The sequence below is a fragment of the Arthrobacter sp. MDT2-34-1 genome, from assembly GCF_059091365.1.
Map to the genome: position 1 here is coordinate 348,295 of NZ_JBNHGO010000002.1, position 16,045 is coordinate 364,339.

Below are 16,045 nucleotides of genomic sequence, written 5' to 3' on the forward strand. Positions count from 1 at the left end.
TCAGAGGCCGCGCCGCCGGAGGGCCAGCCACAGGTGCGCGGCGACGTCCGGATCGTCGAGGCTGACGCCGAGCAGACGTTCGGCCACCGCCATTCGATGGCGCAGCGAATTCCGGTGCACGCCCAGTTGGCGGGCCGTGTCTTCCCAGTGGCCCCGGTGGCGCAGGTAGGCGGCCACCGTCTCCAGCAGCTCGGCGCGTCGGTACCCCGCCAGCGCCTCGGCCCACGCATCTGCGCGCGCCTCATCGTCGGCCGCCAATTCCACGAGCTTGCCCGCGGGCGCCGCGACCGCGGCACGGCGCACCGCCGACATCGCCGCCGCCACGTCCGCCAAGGCGAGGGATTCCGTCCACGCAGCACCAGTCTCCGCACCCCCGGAGGCAGCTGCCGACGTTGACGCCGGCGCAACCCCGGCTGCATCGGCGCCCGCGCCGCCCCCCGACCAGGCCAGAAGTTCCGCGTCGACCTCTTCCCCATCTGCCTGCCCGCCTGCTGCCTGTTCCGCGAGCCCGGCATCCAGCAGCAAGTAGGCCACGCCGTCGTCCGCGAAGCGCAGGGTACAGCCGGCCAGCGCCGCCGCGGGCGAGCCGCCGCCGTCGGCCGGCCGGAGCCGGGCTACCTCACCGGCGAGCGTGGCGAGGGAATCCGCCGTGCCCACCCGCGCGGCCAGCACGCGCACCCGTTCGGGCAGCTGCCCGAGGTTTCCGTCGGCGGCCACCAGCCGGGCTGCCTCCACCTGGCCGCGGGCAACCAGCTTGGCGACGACGGAGCCCAGCACCGTCGTCGTCCCCTGCAGCTCCTCGCGCTGCTGGGCTTTCAGCGCCAGCAGGACGCAGACCGTCGTGATGATCTGCCGATCGGCCTTGGTCAGGGTCCGGCCGGGGCCGATGGCCAGGAAGCCGTCGATCCGCCGTCCCACGAGGATCGGATACTCGACGACGGGAGCGCCGTGCAGCCAGAAGGTAGCGGCGGAATGGGTGCCGGCAACATTGAGTCGCGTGGTTTCCAGCCTGAGGTGCGGCAGCAACGGCAGCGCACTGGCCGGCCAGACGGTGGCCTCCGTCCCGCCGTCCGCGGGCAGGTAGGCCGCCCAGCCGCCCAGCGCCTGGGCCAGCCCCTGTACGACCGACGGCAGGGCATCCGGACGCATCGTCGCCCGGGCCAAAGCCGTCTGCGTTCCCAGGTTCGCTATCAGGTCGGCCTGGTCGCTCCGCGAGGCCAATTCCCAGAACATCCGCGAGACGTCCAGGAAGGGAACGCCGTCGGGGACCACCAGCAGCTCCACGCCCTCGGCGGAGCAGGCCCGGACCAGCTCCGGCGGCACGCTGTCCAGCCCCTCCCCCAGCCCCAGGCCAAGGGCGGCGACCCCTTTGGCCGCCAGCCTCCGCACGTACCCGTCCACGGTGGCGGCACTTCCGCTGAGCGGGATGCCGGTGGTCAGCAGCAGCTCGCCGCCCTCCAGGTAGGCCCCCGGGTCCGCCAGCTCGGACACATGGACACCGGAGAGCTGGATCCCCGGCACCGGTCCGGGAACCGCCGGCCTGAGCGAATCTCCGAGTTCATGGCTGAGCTGCGCAAGGGAAACCATGGACTGATTATCCAACACCGCCGGGGTCGATTGGGCAGAACATCCGATGACGTCATGCGGGACGCGCCTTTAGCGTTGCCCTATGACCGATGTGCTCACCTCCGCGGCCGGCGCGGCCGCCGCCACGCTCCCCCAGTCCCGCCACCTGGCGACCGCCATCCCCGGCCCCCGTTCCCAAGCGTTGCACCGGGACCGGCTAGCCCACGTCAGCGACGGCTTCGGCATCGTCCTGCCGGTCTTCATCGAGAAGGCGGACGGCGGCATCCTGCAGGATGTGGACGGAAACCGGCTGATTGACTTCGCCTCCGGCATCGCCGTGACCAGCATCGGCGCCAGCCACCGCCGGGTCCGCGAGCGGGTGGCCGCGCAGCTGGAGAGGTTCACCCACACCTGCTTCATGGTCACCGAGTACCAGTCCTTCACCGAGGTGGCCAAATGGCTCAACGAGCACACGCCGGGCGACTTCGAGAAGCGTACCGCCCTGTTCTCCACCGGCGCCGAGGCGGTGGAGAACGCGGTCAAGATCGCCCGTTCGGCCACCGGCCGCAGCAGGGTGCTGGTCTTTGACGAGGCGTACCACGGCCGCTCCCTGCTGACCATGGCGATGACCGCCAAGGAGAACCCGTACCGGCTGAACTTCGGCCCCTTCCCGGCAGAGATCGTCCGGGCCGCCTCGGCCAATCTCCTGCGCCCGGCGGCACAGCACGACGGCGGGGTCCCCGCCTCGGCCGCGGACGTCACCGCGGCGGCCCTTGCCTCGGTCGAGGCCACCCTCGCCGAGCACGGCCCGGACAGCTTCGCCGCCATGGTCATCGAACCCATCCAGGGCGAGGGCGGCTTTGTTGTTCCGGCCCCCGGCTTCCTCGCCGGGCTGCGGCGGATCGCCGACCGGCACGGCATCGTGCTGGTGATCGACGAGATCCAGGCCGGCATGGGACGCACCGGGACACTCTTCGCCAGCGAGCACGAAGGGGTGGCCGGCGACATCACGCTCACGGCCAAGGCGCTGGCCGACGGGCTGCCGCTCAGCGCCGTCACCGGCCGCGCCGACCTGATGAACGCCGTGCACGCCGGCGGCCTCGGCGGCACCTACGCCGGCAATCCGCTGGCCTGTGAGGCCGCGCTTGCCGTCTTCGAAGCGTTTGAGGACGGCAGCCTGCTGGCCAACGCCCGCGCCATCGAAGCCGCGGCGCGCCGGGTGTTGGAGCCGCTGGTCGCGGAGACCGACGTCGTGGCCGAATTCCGCGGCCGCGGCGCCATGCTGGCCTTGGAGTTCGCGGATCGGGACACCCTGGCCCCGCGGGCCGACCTGGCCAAGGAAGTTTCTGCGCGGTGCCACGCGCAGGGCGTGCTGACCCTGACCTGCGGCACCCATGGCAACGTCATCCGATTGTTGCCCCCGCTGGTCATCGGCGAGGACCTGCTCGCCAATGGCCTGCAGGTGCTGCGGCAGGCAGTCCTCGACGTTGCCGCGGACGGGAAGCCAACGTCGGCCGCTGCGGCATCGGCCTGACCCGCCTGCTGCGAACCGTCCTGCGGCAGCCCCACACCTCAACACCATCCCGCCGAATTCCCTTGGAAGGAACACCCGATGTCTTTGGACCATGACCTGATTTCGTTCGAATCCCTGCTCACCGAGGAGGAACGGCAACTGCAGAAGAACGTCCGTTCCTTTGTGGACAGCGCGATCAAACCGAACATCGCCGGCTGGTACGAAAACGCGGTGTTCCCGCTGGAGATCGTGCCGGAGCTGGCCAAGCTCGGCCTGCTCGGCATGCACCTGGACGGCTACGGCTGCGCCGGCCGCTCCGCCGTCGAATACGGGCTCGCCGGGGCCGAGCTGGAGGCCGGCGATTCCGGCTTGCGCACCTTCGTCTCCGTGCAGGGTTCGCTGGCCATGAGCGCAATCCACAAGCACGGCTCCGAGGAGCAGAAGAACGAGTGGCTGCCGCAGATGGCCACAGGCGAGGCCATCGGCTGCTTCGGCCTGACCGAACCCAGCGCCGGTTCCGACCCGGCCAGCATGAAGACCTTCGCCCGCCGCGACGGCGACGACTGGGTGCTCAACGGATCCAAGCGCTGGATCGGCCTCGCCTCGGTCGCCAAGGTCGCCGTGATCTGGGCGCAGACCGACGACGGCGTCCGCGGCTTCGTGGTGCCGACCGACAGCGCCGGTTTCAAGGCGACCCCGATCGAGGCCAAGCTCTCCATGCGCGCCTCCATCCAGTGCGACATCGAACTCACCGACGTCCGCCTGCCCGCCGGGGCGCTGCTGCCGAAGGCCAAGGGGCTGCGCGGCCCGTTCGAATGCCTGAACGAAGCGCGCTACGGGATCATCTGGGGCGCCATGGGAGCCGCCCGCGATGCCTGGCAGACCGCGGTCGACTATTCCAAGGAGCGCATGCAGTTCGACAAGCCGCTGGCCGGCTACCAGCTCACCCAGGAAAAACTGGTCAACATGGCGCTGGAGATTAACAAGGGCTTCCTGCTCGCCCTGCACCTGGGCCGACTCAAGGACGCCGGACAGTTGCAGCCCCACCAGATCTCCGTCGGCAAACTCAACAACTGCCGCGAAGCCATCGAAATCGCACGCGAATGCCGCACCATCCTCGGCGGCAACGGCATCACCCTGGACTACTCGCCGCTGCGCCACGCCAACAACCTCGAATCCGTGCGCACCTACGAGGGCACCGACGAGGTCCACACCCTGATCCTCGGTCAGAAGATCACCGGCGTCCCCGCCTTCCGCTGACCCCCTCTCCGAACGCCAAGGAGCACGCATGACCTCTCCGGTACAGCTGCAGCACTACATCGACGGCGACTGGGTTCCCGGTTCCGGCTCCCCCATCGCCAGCCACAACCCGGCGCACCCGGACGAAGTTGTCGCCAGGGGCCTGCAGGCCGGACCTGCCGAGGTGCAACAGGCCATGGCCGCCGCCGTCGCCGCCCGGCGTGAGTGGGCCCGCACCCCGGCGCACGAGCGCGGCGCCGTATTGCTGCGCGCCGCCGTCGTGCTTGAACAGAACGCCGAAGCCTGGGGGCTGGAGCTGGCCCGGGAAGAGGGCAAGACCCGGGCGGAAGGCCACGGCGAGGTGCTGCGGGCGGCGCAGATTTTCCGTTACTACGGGAACGACGGCGACCGCGCCGCCGGGGAGATCTTCTCCTCCCCGCGGCGCGGCGAGAAGATCCTCGTGACCCGCAAGCCGCTCGGCGTGGTCGGCGTGATCACCCCGTTCAACTTCCCCATCGCCATCCCGGCGTGGAAAATCGCTCCGGCCCTGGCATACGGCAACACTGTGATCTGGAAGCCGGCGAGCACCGTGCCGCTGCTTGCGCTGCGACTGGCCCAGGCGCTGGACTCCGCCGGACTGCCCGCCGGCGTGCTGAACCTGCTGATCGGCTCGGGCGCGATGGGCAACACCCTCGTCGAGCACCCGGCGCTGGACGGCCTGACCTTCACGGGCTCCACCGGCGTGGGCCGCCGGCTCGCCGCCGAGGCGGCCGGACGCGGCGTTCCCGTGCAGGCCGAGATGGGCGGCAAGAACGCCGCCGTCGTCCTCGCCGACGCCGACCTGCAGCTTGCCGCCGAACAAGTCCTGCTCGGTGCCTTCCGCTCCACCGGGCAAAAGTGCACCGCCACGTCGCGGCTCATCGTGGCCGAAGCCGTCGCCGACGAATTCCTCGCCGTGCTCACCGAACGCGCCCATGCCCTGACGGTCGGCGATCCGGCCGACCCCGCGGTGCAGATGGGACCCGTTGTCAACGACGCCGCCCGGAAGTCCATCCACGACGGCATCCATGCCGCCCTCGCCCAGGGCGCCCGGCGGATCGTCGGAGGCCAGCGGTACGAGGATGGCTTCCTTGCCCGCGGCTACTTCGTCCCGCCGACCATCCTGGAGCTCCCCGGCGACCGGGAGCTCGGCCTGTGGCGCGAGGAACTTTTCGGACCCGTGCTGGCCGTCCGCCGGGCGGCCACCGTGGAGCAGGCCTTCGAGCTGGCGAACGACAGTGAATTCGGGCTCTCCGCCGCCCTGTTCACCCAGGACGTTACCCGTGCCCTCGACGCGATCGACGACCTCGACGTCGGCATCCTGCACGTCAACTCCGAATCCGCCGGCGCCGACCCACATGTACCCTTCGGCGGCGCCAAGAAATCCGGCTATGGTCCCAAGGAACAGGGCGCCGCTGCCAAGGAGTTCTTCACCCATACCACCACCGTTTATCTGCGCGGCGGGACCGCCGGAGTCTGAGGGACACATGACTGCCTCCATCGATAACATCAAGCACATCCTGGTCGTGGGTTCCGGCGCCATGGGCTCACAAATCGGCATGGTCGCCGCCCTGGCCGGGTACCGGGTTACCGTCCAGGACATCGCCGAAGAGATGCTCACCCAGGCCAAGGAGCAACTGGCCGCGCGCATGCAGGCCAGTGCGGCCAAGGGGCGGATCAGCCACGGGGACGCCGAGAGCGCGTTGGGCCGCCTGGCCTTCGCCACGGACCTTGCGGCCGCCGCGGCGGACGCCGACTTCGTCATCGAGGCGGCCACGGAGCGGCTCGAGATTAAGCAGCAGATCTTCGCCCGGCTGGGCGAGGTAACGCCCCCGCACGCCATCCTGGCCACCAACTCTTCCACCCTCGGCTCGTCCAAGGTCGCCGCGGTGACCGGCCGGCCGGAGCAGGTCTGCAACATGCACTTCTTCAACCCGGCCCTGGTGATGAAGTGTGTGGAGGTGGTCCGGCACGAGTCGACGTCGCAGGCCACCGTGGACACCACGATGGAGCTGGCGCGGCGTTTCGGCAAGGAGCCCGTCCTGATTAACCAAGAGGTCCCGGGCTTCGTCGCCAACCGGCTGATGGGCGCCCTCCAGAAGGAAGCGCTGGCCCTGCACGCCGCGGGCGTTGCCAGCCTCGAGGACATCGACACCACGGCCAAGACCGCCCTCGGCCACCCGATGGGCCCCTTCGAACTCATGGATATGGTCGGCCTGGACGTCATCGACTTCATCGCCCGCGCCACCTACGCGGAAACGGGCGACGAGGCGGACCTGCCGCATCCGGCCATCACGGAGCTTGTCGAGGAAAACCGGCTGGGACGCAAGACCGGCCGGGGCTGGTACGGCTACTGACGAACCGCTCCAAGGGACTAACCACTTCAACCGCTCCCCCTCGTTCGGGGAAGACGACAAAGCCGCGCTTCGCCGATATCATCGCCATATGACGATGCAACGGCAACGGGCCGCGGGCCGAACAGGCGATTTGGCGCCGGCGGCCGCTTTGTTCCACAGCCTTTCGGACCCCACCCGGCTGACTATTCTGCAGCACCTGACCACGGGCGAGCACAAGGTCCGGGAGCTGACGGAACACCTCGGCCTTGCCCAGTCCACGGTCAGCGCCCACCTGTCGTGCCTGAGCGACTGTGGCCTCGTCACCTCGCGCCCGGAGGGGCGGGCGTCGATGTACTCGCTGACCACCGAGCCCGAACTGCTCGCCGCCCTGGCGTCAGCCGAGCAACTCTTGAAGGCCACCGGCTACGCCGTCGAGCTGTGTCCGACGGTTGCCGGCGGCCGGGCTGCCGCTGAGGCGCTGCCAGGTGCGGCGCCCTCATCCGAGGCATCGGCGTGAGCGGACACCACCACCATGCCGGGCCCACGCACCGCGGCCGGCTGGCCATCGCCTTCGGCATCACCGCCTCCATCCTGGTCGCCATGGTGGTCGGCGCCTTCGTGACCGGGAGCCTCGCACTGCTGGTGGACGCCGGACACATGCTCACCGACGCCGGCGGGCTGCTGATCGCCCTGCTCGCCGCTTCGCTCATGGCCCGCCCGCACACGCCGCGCCGCACCTGGGGATACCTCCGGATGGAAGTCCTGGCCGCCGGCGCCCAGGCCGCGGTCCTGCTCGCGGTCGGAATCTACGCGCTGGTTGAAGGTGTCCAGCGGCTGTTCCACCCGCCCGAAGTCAGTTCGGGCGGCCTGCTGGTCTTCGGCATCATCGGCCTGCTGGGGAATATTGTCGCCATGCTGGTGCTTAGCGCCGGACGGAACGCGAACCTCAACCTGCGGGCGGCTTTCCTCGAGGTGGTCAACGACGCCCTCGGCTCCGTCGCCGTCATCGCCAGCGCCGTCGTCATCGCCACCACCGGGTGGACCCAGGCCGACGCGCTGGCCGCGATGCTGATCGCCGTCCTGATCGTCCCGCGCACCGTCAAGATCCTCCGCGAGGCGGGCAGCATCCTGCTGGAAACCGTGCCGAAGGGCCTGGATCTCGAGGACGTCCGCCAACACATCCTGGAAGTGCCGCATGTGCTGTCGGTCCACGACCTGCACGCCTCGCGGATCTCCTCCAACATCCCGGTACTCAGCGCGCACGTGGTGATCGAGGATTCCTGCTTTGTGGACGGTCACGCCCCACAGGTCCTGGACCAACTCCAGCAGTGCGTGGCCGAACACTTCGAGCTGAGCGTGGAACACTCCACCTTCCAACTGGAGCCCGCGGGCCACGTGGAGCACGAGCACCCGGGCCACGACTGAGCGGAACGGCCGGCGCGGCATCGCCCCTCACACCGGCCGTTCCTTGCCGCCGGACGGGGCGAGCTACTGCGCCGGGACGAACTCCCCTGCCACCACACGGCCCATCAACTCCGTGAGGAGATCCACGCCGGCGAGCAGGTCGTCGTCGTGGGTCAGCTCCTTCTCATTGTGGGAGACGCCGTCCACGCTGGGCACAAACAGCATGATGGTGGGGACGACGTCCTTCAGGTTGGTCGAATCGTGCCCCGCGAGCGTGCGGACCGTTCCGTACGTCAGGCCCAGCGCCTCCGCGCACTTGGCGGCCAGCCGCATGCCCGCCTCGTCGTAGGACTTCGCCGCCCAGACGTGTTCGGCGCCGCGTTCGATCCGCACACTTGCCCTTCGCTCGATCTCAGCGACCCGGCGGTGCAGTTCGGCATCGGCGGCGGCAAGCACATCGGGGTCCGTGCTGCGCACGTCCACGAGCAGCTCCACCCGGTTGGCCACCACCACGGGCGAATTCGGGTAGACCGTGAATTCGCCGCAGGAGGTGATGACGGAATGCTCGTCGGTGCTGAACTCATCTGCAATCTCCCGCGCGGCGACCACCAGCGAGGAGGCTCCGAGCAGCGCGTCGTGCCGGTCGGCAATCACCGTGGCGCCGGTGTGCGCCTGCTCGCCGTGCACGATGAACTCGTATTTGTTAGCGCCCCAGGTGGATTCGACCAAGCCGATCGTCAGCCCGGCGTCCTCCAGCGACCGGCCCTGCTCAATATGGATTTCCACGTAGGCTGAAATATCCAGGGAAAAGTCGCCGATGGTGCCGATCGCTTCCAGCGCCTCGCGGACGGTAGTGCCGTGCGGATCGGTGGTGGCAAGGACCTTCTCGGCGGGCAGTTTGCCGGTGAACACGGAGCTGCCCATCATGGAGGGCTTGAACCGGCACCCTTCCTCGTTGAACCAGTTGACGACGGCGATGTTGAACGCCGGCCTGGTGCCCCCGGCCGCCAGCCGCTGCTTGAGCCGGATCGCCGCGTGGGCGCCCGCCAGCACGCCGTAGGCGCCGTCGAAGCGCCCGCCCAGTGGCTGCGAGTCCAGATGCGAGCCGACGGCGACGTACGGCGCACCGGGCACCAGCTCGAGCAGCGCGAACTGGTTCCCCACCGCGTCGTAGCGCACCTCGAAACCGTGCCCCTCGACCAGCCCGCGGAACCAGTTCCGGGTCTGCCCGTCCGCAACGGTCCCGGCCTGACGGTCCACTCCCCCGCCTGCCGTGGCACCGAACGTACTCATGGAGCGGAAGTCGTGCAGGAAGGACCCGGCGTCGTGGCTGGACTTGCCGGCCTGCTGCGAGGCGGTGATGGTCATGATGGCACTCCTAGGGTCTGATTGTTCAAAAGGTGCTCCGCGGACGACGCCGGCGCCGGGCTCGGGGCGCGGGCGGGCACCCGGTTCGGGGCCGGAAGCGAGGCGTTGCCCGCGCCGGGAGCCGTGCCCGCGTCCAACTTGTTGTAGGTAAATTCACCGCCGACGATCGTGGCAAGGACCCCGAGCGCGGAGATGTCGGCAGCGTCGAGCGGGGAGCCGGACAGCACCGCGAAGTCCGCCAACTTCCCCCTGCGCAACGTGCCCTTCTCGCTTGCCGCACCGGTGGCCCGGGCGGCCCAGTCGGTGTAGGTCCGCAGCGCTTCTTCGGCGGTGAGGCCTTCGGATGCGCCGCCGAGGATCCGTCCTTGTTCGGTGCGCCGGTCCACCCAGGACTGCATGGCGCGCAGCACGTTGTTATCGGCCACCGGCAGGTCGGAGCTGCCGGCAACCAGGATGCCCGCGTCCACCAGCGAGCGCCCCCGGTAGAGCCAGCCCTCGCGCTCGGGGCCCACCAAGGCGGCAAACTGGTCGCCCAGCGGGCCGATGAACGCGGCCTGCGGGGTGACCGCGATCCCGGCCGCGGCGACGGGCGCCAGCTGGTCCGGCCGCGAGATGCCGAAGTGCTCAATCCGGTTGGGCAGGTGGTTCCGGCCGTAGCGCTCCTGACAGCCGACAATGATGTCGGTGGCCAGATCGATGGCCGCGTCGCCGATGGCATGAAGCGCAATCGGCCAGCCGGCCCGGTAGGCCGCGTCCACGCGTTCACGGTAGGCCTCGGGTGAATCCAGCAGGTACCCCCTGGTGTGCTGGTGGCCGCAGTAGTCCTCGGTCACGGCCGCCGTGACGCCCAGCAATGAGCCGTCCATAAAGACCTTCACCGGCCCCAGGGACACCCAATCGTCGCCGAAGCCCGCAACCGCCCCGAGATCCAGGCCCCGCCCGTTGCCGGTGCCATGCATGTCGGCGGCGTTGGCCTCAAGCGGCCGCAGCGAGTCGAGCGCGGGCATCAGCTGGGCGCGGGCGTGGAGCTTGCCGGCCTGCTTGGCCTTCAGGTACGCCTGCACTTCCACCGGGCTGTGCCCTATCCAGCCGCCCCCGATGCCTGCCTCGGTGAAACTGGTGATCCCTTCGGCCGCGTAACGCGTGGTCGCCGCGTCCAGTGCCTCGACGATCCGCTCCACCGGATACGGCAGCAGCAGGTTCTGGATCAGCTGCTGCGCGGATTCTTCGACGACGCCGGTCGGGTAGCCGTCCGGGCCGCGGAGCACGGCGCCGCCGGTGGGGTCGCTGAAGCCGGGATCGAAGACGCCGGCCAGGCGCAGGGTGGCGGAGTTGGTGATGGACAGGTGCCCCGAAACGTGCCGCAGGTACAGCGGCCGGTCGCCCGTGATCTCGTCCAACCGTCGGATGTCCGGAAAGGCCCCGCCATGGTGCTTGTGGTTGAAGCCGGTGCCATTGACCCAAGCGCCCGGCCGGTCCTCCAACCGCCGAACCTCGGCGTCCAGCAGCGCATACAGTTCCTCGAGGCCGCGCGCCTGTTCCAGCTCGACGGCGCCCAAGCCCAGTCCCCACCAGGTGGTGTGGCAGTGCGCGTCAATGAAGCCGGGCACCACGGCGGCGCCGTCCAGCGATACTTCGCGGACGGCGGTGCAGCCGTCAAGCTCCTCATCGAAGCCGACAATCCGTCCATTGAGCACGCCGACGGCTCGGGCGCGGGGACGCTCCGATTCCAGGGTGAGGATTTCGGCGTCGCGCAGGATGAGGTCCAGTTTCATCGTGTCCCCTCCACCGCCGCCGCCAGAGGCTTGCCGGCATCCTGCGCAGCCGGCCGGGGTGAAGCCAGGCCTGCGATTTCCTCCGGCGCATTGGCCGTGCCCGGCGGCATCGTCTGCGGATCCGCGACCAGGTGCAGCAGCGCCAGCCGCCCGCTGGCCAGGGCACGCTCCAGCGCCGGCCCGAACTCGGAGGTCGCTTCGACGCGTTCCCCGTGCCCGCCGAAGCTGCGGATCCAGTCGGAGAAGTCGGGGTTGACCATGGAGGTGCCGGACGGCCGGTCCGGGTAGTGCCTGCGCTGGTGTTGGACGATGGTGCCGTAGATGCCGTTGTCCACCACGATCACCAGCGGAGCAGCGCCGTGCGCCGCCGCCACGGCCAGTTCCTGCGCATTCATCATGAAGTCGCCGTCGCCGCAGACGGCCACCACCTGCCGGTTCGGTTCTATCAGCGACGCGGCGACGGCCGCCGGGACGGCCAGTCCCATGGCGCCGTTGCGCGGTCCGATCAGCGAACCGGCGCCGTGGTGGGTCAGGTAGCGGTGGCCCCAGAGGGTGGCGTTACCGGCGCCGTACGTCACCACCTTGTCCGCCGGCAGCCGGTCTTCCAGCACGCCGAAGGCCACCCCCAGGTCAACCCCGGGGCTATGGTCCGGACGAGGCGTGGCGTAGCGGCGCTGGTCTGCGGCGAGCGCGTCCATCCAGCCGCTGCCCCGGGTGCCGCGAACCTCTGCGGCGGGAGGAAGTGCGTCGACGAAGGCCGACGGCGAAACGGCCAGATGCTGGTCAATCCGGCCGGAGTGCATGGCTGCATCCGGATCCGGCAGCACCAGCACAGTCGTGGCCTCGAAGCCCTTGGTGTAGCCGTCGCTGAGCACATCGCTCCGACCGCAGCCGATGAACAGCAGCAGGTCGGCCTCGTCCAGTTTGGCGGCCAGGGTGTCAGCCCGGCCGTAGCCGAGCCAGCCGGACCAAGCCGGCGAACCGTGCGGAACCACGTCGTAGGCACGCCAGTCGGCGGCCACCGGTACCCCGGCCTCGGCTGCCCAGGCAGCGAGCTTGCCGCCGTCGTCGCCCCAGCCCTCGCCGCCGGCGATGATCAAAGGGCGGGCGGCAGCGGCCAGCCGGCCGGCCAGTTCATCCATCGCGGCCGGCGGCGGGACGGCTGCTGCCAGCGCACGCGGTTGAACTACCCCCGCGTTGGTCGCGCGAACCAGCACGTCCTCCGGCAGGCCGATGACCACTGGTCCGGGCCGGCCGGACACCGCCAATTGCATCGCCTCGGCCACCGTCTCCGCGGCGCGGTGCTCGTCGTCGAGCACCACCACCCGCTTTGCCGTCGTCGAGAACCAGCCCTCCAAGCTGAACTCCTGAAACGAGTCCCGCCCCCGGTCCGCCACCGGGATCAGGCCGACAAAGAGCACCAGCGGCGTCGCGTCCTGCCACGCGGTGTGCACGGCAATCATCGCGTTCGCCGCACCCGGTCCGCGGGTGACCATCGCGATGCCCGGGATGCCGGTCTTGCGCCCCTCCGCCAGCGCCATGAACCCGGCGCCGCCCTCTTGGCGGCAAACCACGGTTGACACCGGCGAGTCGTGCAACCCGTCCAGGACATCGAGGAAGCTTTCGCCCGGTACCGAATACACGCGCCGGACGCCGTGCGCCTCAAGTTGTCGGACAATCAGGTGGCCTGCGGACATGGCCATAGGGTGGTGCTCCTTCGTCAGGGAATTCGTCGTCGGACGTTGGAATCAGTGCTTGAAGCCGGGCAGGTTCACGCTCATGCGCGGCGCCAGCGCACCGGCCACGGCGGTGAACAGGCTGAGGAACACCAGCAACGCGGCGGCCGGCCACCAGTGGTTTCCGGCGGCCGCTACGGTACCGGTTGCCAGCAGCGGAACGAAGCCGGAGAGCATGCCGGCGGTGTTGGAGGCGAAGCCCACTCCGGTGTAGCGGGTGCGCGCCGGGAACAGGCCGGTCAGCACCGTGCCGGAAGCCGCGTACGGGAAGGAGAGCGTTGCCACGGCGAGCACCATGCCGGTGACCACAAGCGCGTGGTTGCCGCTGTCCACCAGCAGGAAGGACGGCACCGCGGCCACGGCGGAGGCGATGCCGCCGAAAAGGATGACGCGGCTGGCACCGTACCGCTCGCCCAGTCGGCCGCCCAGGATGAGCACGGGAATTTCCACGATGGCGGCGATGATGCCGCCCAGCAGCATCAGCTGGGCGGGGTAGCCCAGGATGTTCACGCCGTAGTAGACCACAAACGCGGTGACCAGATAGAAGCCGCCGACGCCGAGCAGGGCCGCGGCCATGCCGATGATGATGTGCTTCCAGGACTCCCTCAGGGTGGTGCGGATCGGGGCCTTCTCTACCTGGTCGTGCTCCAGCAGCTCGGCGAAGACCGGGGATTCTTCCAGCCTGCTGCGAATGTAGAGCGCGATCAGCAGCATCGGGATGGCGGCCAGGAAGGGGATGCGCCAGCCGAAGGAGTTGAAGGATTCCTGCGAGAAGAACAACGTCATGAGGAAGAAGCCACCGGAGGAGAGGATGGTGCCGATCGGTGAACCGATCTGCGGCAGCGCCGCGTAGCGGGCACGGCGCTCCAGCGGGGCGTTCTCCACCACAATCGTCATTGCGCCGGACCACTCGCCGCCCACAAACAGTCCCTGGGCCACGCGCAGCAGCACCAGCAGCACCGGAGCGGCAATACCAATGGCGGCGTACGTCGGCAGCAGGCCGATGAGGCCGGTCACCACGCCGATGCCGACAATGGTGACCATCAAGGTCTTTCGGCGGCCGATTCTATCGCCCATCGCCCCGAAGAACATGCCGCCCAGCGGACGTGCCACCAGTCCGACGCCGAAGGTCGCGAAGGAGGCCAGCGCCGCCGCCGTTGCGTTCTCGTTGGCGAAGTACTGGACATTGAACACCAGCGCCGCCGCCGCGCTGAACAGGAAGAAGTCGTACCACTCCATGGCGGTGCCGATGAGGGCACCGATGGAAACCTTCATCGCCTCCTTGTCCGTGATCTGCCGGGTTGCCCCGGCCTCGAGGTTCAAGGTTTCTGACATGGTTCCTCCGTGTTGGGTGTTCAGGTGTTCCGCTGTGCCGGACGCCACAACGCGCCGATGACGCACACCAGCCTCCCAGAGTGCGCCGCGTCACACCCGCACGAAACGTTGCGGCTTTTCGCGGCTACGATGTGCAAAAGCACACGATAGGGGTAAAAACGCCATGGAAGCACCACTCATGGAGAACCACGACGACGATGACGCCTCCGCCGCCCGTTGGAACCTGCTGCTGGACCAGCTGTCCGTGGACAAGCTGACGGACCTCTTCATCGAACGCATCCTGCAACTCGACGACTACCGGGACGGGGTGCTGCCGGCCAGCGAGATCCGCCGCACCGGGGCGGCCTCGTTCCGGGCGCTGATTGAGAGCCTGCGCCCCGGCGACGACAGTGAGCGCCTCATCGCCGAGCGGCAAGGCATTTCATTGGACGTTGGTGTCTCCCGCGCGAGGACCGGCATCCCCGTGGAGTCCCTGATGACCGCAATCCGCATCGACTTCACCGTGATCTGGGGCGAACTCATGGCGCTGGCGGCTCCGGGTGATGCCGAGCTACTGGTGCGCCGGGCCGAAACGGTGTGGCAGGTGGTGGATTCCTACGCGGCGGAAACCCAAGCCATTTATATGGCGGAGCGCCAGCGAATGGCCCAGGAAGAATCGTCGGTGCGGCAAGGACATGTCGCCACCATATTCGGGCAGGTCGACCCGCCGCCGGAAACGCTCACCCGCATCGCCGACGAGCTCGGCATCGATGAAGCTGCTCCCCTCGTTGTCGCGGCAGCCACAACTGACGACGCCGCCGCGCTTCGTGTGGAGGTTGCCTCGGCTTCCCGCCGTGGCACAGAAATATTCACGCATCCCCTGCCCGACGGGCTGGTCGCCTTCTGGGCAGCCGATGACCGCCCGGGCAGCGCCGCACGCGAAACCACCGAGCACATCAAGAACATCCGCTGCGGCCTGGTCGCCCAGGTTGAGGGCCTCACTGATTTGCGCGTCGCCGCCCAGGCCGCCCGCGCCCTGGCATCCTTGGCCGAGGACAGTGATCAGCAGGCCCTCACGATGCAAAACGCCTGGGCCAGACTGGCCCGGCACCGCCTCTCGGAAACCGGGGTTCCTATTGTCCCCGACGTGGACGCCGCTCTGGCCCGATGCGGAACGGTGGAACGGGCCCGGCTGGTGGAAGCGGTACGGTCCTACCTTTCCACGGGCAGTATCGCCCAGTCCGCAGACCAGCTTTTCTGCCACCGGAACACCCTGATGAACCGGCTGCGTCGCTTCACGGAACTAGTCGGTGTCGACGTGACCATCCCCCAACAAGCCGCCCGCCTCGTCGTCGCTTGGTCCTGACCGAGCAACGCATTAATTTGGCGTTTGCAGGACGTTCCGATTGCAGTGGTGATGCTGCAGCGGGGCTTTTCCTGGTACCCCAGATGCCGCCCGCATCCTCCGGCGGGCCGGAATTGTCGCCGTCCAGGCAAGTGATCGCACCGGCGGGGACAATCGCATGCCCCAGCACTGTCACGGAGTGCAGCAACAGTCACCAAGGTCGTACTCCTAAACCAGCGTGCTGCCTTCGCAGGACCGCAATTGCCACACCGTCAAGCCCTCTGCAGACTCCATGTCCAGCTCGTCGCCGAGTCCTGATTTCCGGCGATTGCCGCGCTCACCGAACACACCCGCGGGATGGAAGAGGTTGAGGTGCCGGTTCTCCGAGCTAATATGGCGCTGGATGGCTT

General features: G+C 68.9%; 12 protein-coding genes. 7 read left to right on the plus strand and 5 right to left on the minus strand.

Annotated elements, in window-relative coordinates; translation table 11 throughout:
- Nucleotides 1–1,587: a PucR family transcriptional regulator ligand-binding domain-containing protein gene (locus AC5RVV_RS11985; protein ID WP_494001609.1), complete on the minus strand. Its 1,587-nt coding sequence runs from the start codon at nucleotides 1,585–1,587 to the stop codon at nucleotides 1–3.
- Between the two features lie 82 nt (nucleotides 1,588–1,669).
- On the opposite strand from AC5RVV_RS11985, the gene AC5RVV_RS11990 reads away from it, so the two are divergent.
- From AC5RVV_RS11990 to AC5RVV_RS12015, 6 genes are all read left to right on the plus strand, one after another.
- A complete protein-coding gene (locus AC5RVV_RS11990) occupies nucleotides 1,670–3,100 on the plus strand; it encodes an aminotransferase class III-fold pyridoxal phosphate-dependent enzyme (RefSeq protein WP_494001610.1) in 1,431 nt (476 codons plus the stop codon).
- A gap of 78 nt (nucleotides 3,101–3,178) precedes the next feature.
- Nucleotides 3,179–4,339 (plus strand): acyl-CoA dehydrogenase family protein, encoded by a 1,161-nt coding sequence (locus AC5RVV_RS11995; protein WP_494001611.1) that lies wholly within the window; start codon nucleotides 3,179–3,181, stop codon nucleotides 4,337–4,339.
- A gap of 28 nt (nucleotides 4,340–4,367) precedes the next feature.
- Nucleotides 4,368–5,837 (plus strand): aldehyde dehydrogenase family protein, encoded by a 1,470-nt coding sequence (locus tag AC5RVV_RS12000; RefSeq protein ID WP_494001612.1) that lies wholly within the window; start codon nucleotides 4,368–4,370, stop codon nucleotides 5,835–5,837.
- Between the two features lie 7 nt (nucleotides 5,838–5,844).
- The gene (locus tag AC5RVV_RS12005) at nucleotides 5,845–6,714 is read left to right on the plus strand and encodes a 3-hydroxyacyl-CoA dehydrogenase family protein (protein ID WP_494001613.1); all 870 of its coding nucleotides are present in this window, start codon (nucleotides 5,845–5,847) and stop codon (nucleotides 6,712–6,714) included.
- Between the two features lie 88 nt (nucleotides 6,715–6,802).
- Complete coding sequence (locus tag AC5RVV_RS12010) at nucleotides 6,803–7,210, plus strand: ArsR/SmtB family transcription factor (RefSeq protein WP_494001614.1); 408 nt, start codon at nucleotides 6,803–6,805, stop codon at nucleotides 7,208–7,210.
- Nucleotides 7,207–8,118 (plus strand): cation diffusion facilitator family transporter, encoded by a 912-nt coding sequence (locus AC5RVV_RS12015; RefSeq protein ID WP_494001615.1) that lies wholly within the window; start codon nucleotides 7,207–7,209, stop codon nucleotides 8,116–8,118. The genes AC5RVV_RS12010 and AC5RVV_RS12015 overlap by 4 nt, the downstream gene beginning before the upstream one ends.
- Before the next feature lie 63 nt (nucleotides 8,119–8,181).
- Here AC5RVV_RS12015 and AC5RVV_RS12020 read toward each other — a convergent pair whose 3' ends face one another.
- The 4 genes from AC5RVV_RS12020 to AC5RVV_RS12035 are packed head-to-tail and all read right to left on the minus strand — an operon-like array spanning nucleotide 8,182 to nucleotide 14,311.
- Nucleotides 8,182–9,465, minus strand: coding sequence for a M20 family metallo-hydrolase (locus tag AC5RVV_RS12020; RefSeq protein WP_494001616.1), 1,284 nt, complete (start codon nucleotides 9,463–9,465; stop codon nucleotides 8,182–8,184).
- Nucleotides 9,462–11,240, minus strand: coding sequence for an amidohydrolase (locus AC5RVV_RS12025; RefSeq protein WP_494001617.1), 1,779 nt, complete (start codon nucleotides 11,238–11,240; stop codon nucleotides 9,462–9,464). Before AC5RVV_RS12025 ends, AC5RVV_RS12020 begins: the two co-directional genes overlap by 4 nt.
- A complete protein-coding gene (locus tag AC5RVV_RS12030; protein WP_494001618.1) occupies nucleotides 11,237–12,943 on the minus strand; it encodes a thiamine pyrophosphate-dependent enzyme in 1,707 nt (568 codons plus the stop codon). The genes AC5RVV_RS12025 and AC5RVV_RS12030 overlap by 4 nt, the downstream gene beginning before the upstream one ends.
- 45 nt (nucleotides 12,944–12,988) lie before the next feature.
- Nucleotides 12,989–14,311 carry an MFS transporter gene (locus AC5RVV_RS12035; protein WP_494001619.1) on the minus strand — a complete coding sequence of 441 codons (1,323 nt, stop codon included), beginning with the start codon at nucleotides 14,309–14,311 and terminating at the stop codon, nucleotides 12,989–12,991.
- Nucleotides 14,312–14,474: 163 nt separating this feature from the next.
- Here AC5RVV_RS12035 and AC5RVV_RS12040 point away from each other — a divergent pair, with 163 nt between their 5' ends.
- A complete protein-coding gene (locus AC5RVV_RS12040; RefSeq protein ID WP_494001620.1) occupies nucleotides 14,475–15,656 on the plus strand; it encodes a helix-turn-helix domain-containing protein in 1,182 nt (393 codons plus the stop codon).
- Nucleotides 15,657–16,045: the final 389 nt, after the last annotated feature.

Excerpts from the sequence above, each read along its gene's own strand:
- AC5RVV_RS12035 (WP_494001619.1), bottom strand. The coding sequence starts at position 14,311 with ATGTCAGAAACCTTGAACCTCGAGGCCGGGGCAACCCGGCAGATCACG.
- AC5RVV_RS12010 (WP_494001614.1), top strand. The coding sequence starts at position 6,803 with ATGACGATGCAACGGCAACGGGCCGCGGGCCGAACAGGCGATTTGGCG.
- AC5RVV_RS12040 (WP_494001620.1), top strand. The coding sequence starts at position 14,475 with ATGGAAGCACCACTCATGGAGAACCACGACGACGATGACGCCTCCGCC.
- AC5RVV_RS11990 (WP_494001610.1), top strand. The coding sequence starts at position 1,670 with ATGACCGATGTGCTCACCTCCGCGGCCGGCGCGGCCGCCGCCACGCTC.
- AC5RVV_RS12030 (WP_494001618.1), bottom strand. The coding sequence starts at position 12,943 with ATGGCCATGTCCGCAGGCCACCTGATTGTCCGACAACTTGAGGCGCAC.
- AC5RVV_RS11985 (WP_494001609.1), bottom strand. The coding sequence starts at position 1,587 with ATGGTTTCCCTTGCGCAGCTCAGCCATGAACTCGGAGATTCGCTCAGG.
- AC5RVV_RS12020 (WP_494001616.1), bottom strand. The coding sequence starts at position 9,465 with ATGACCATCACCGCCTCGCAGCAGGCCGGCAAGTCCAGCCACGACGCC.
- AC5RVV_RS12005 (WP_494001613.1), top strand. The coding sequence starts at position 5,845 with ATGACTGCCTCCATCGATAACATCAAGCACATCCTGGTCGTGGGTTCC.
- AC5RVV_RS12000 (WP_494001612.1), top strand. The coding sequence starts at position 4,368 with ATGACCTCTCCGGTACAGCTGCAGCACTACATCGACGGCGACTGGGTT.
- AC5RVV_RS12025 (WP_494001617.1), bottom strand. The coding sequence starts at position 11,240 with ATGAAACTGGACCTCATCCTGCGCGACGCCGAAATCCTCACCCTGGAA.
- AC5RVV_RS11995 (WP_494001611.1), top strand. The coding sequence starts at position 3,179 with ATGTCTTTGGACCATGACCTGATTTCGTTCGAATCCCTGCTCACCGAG.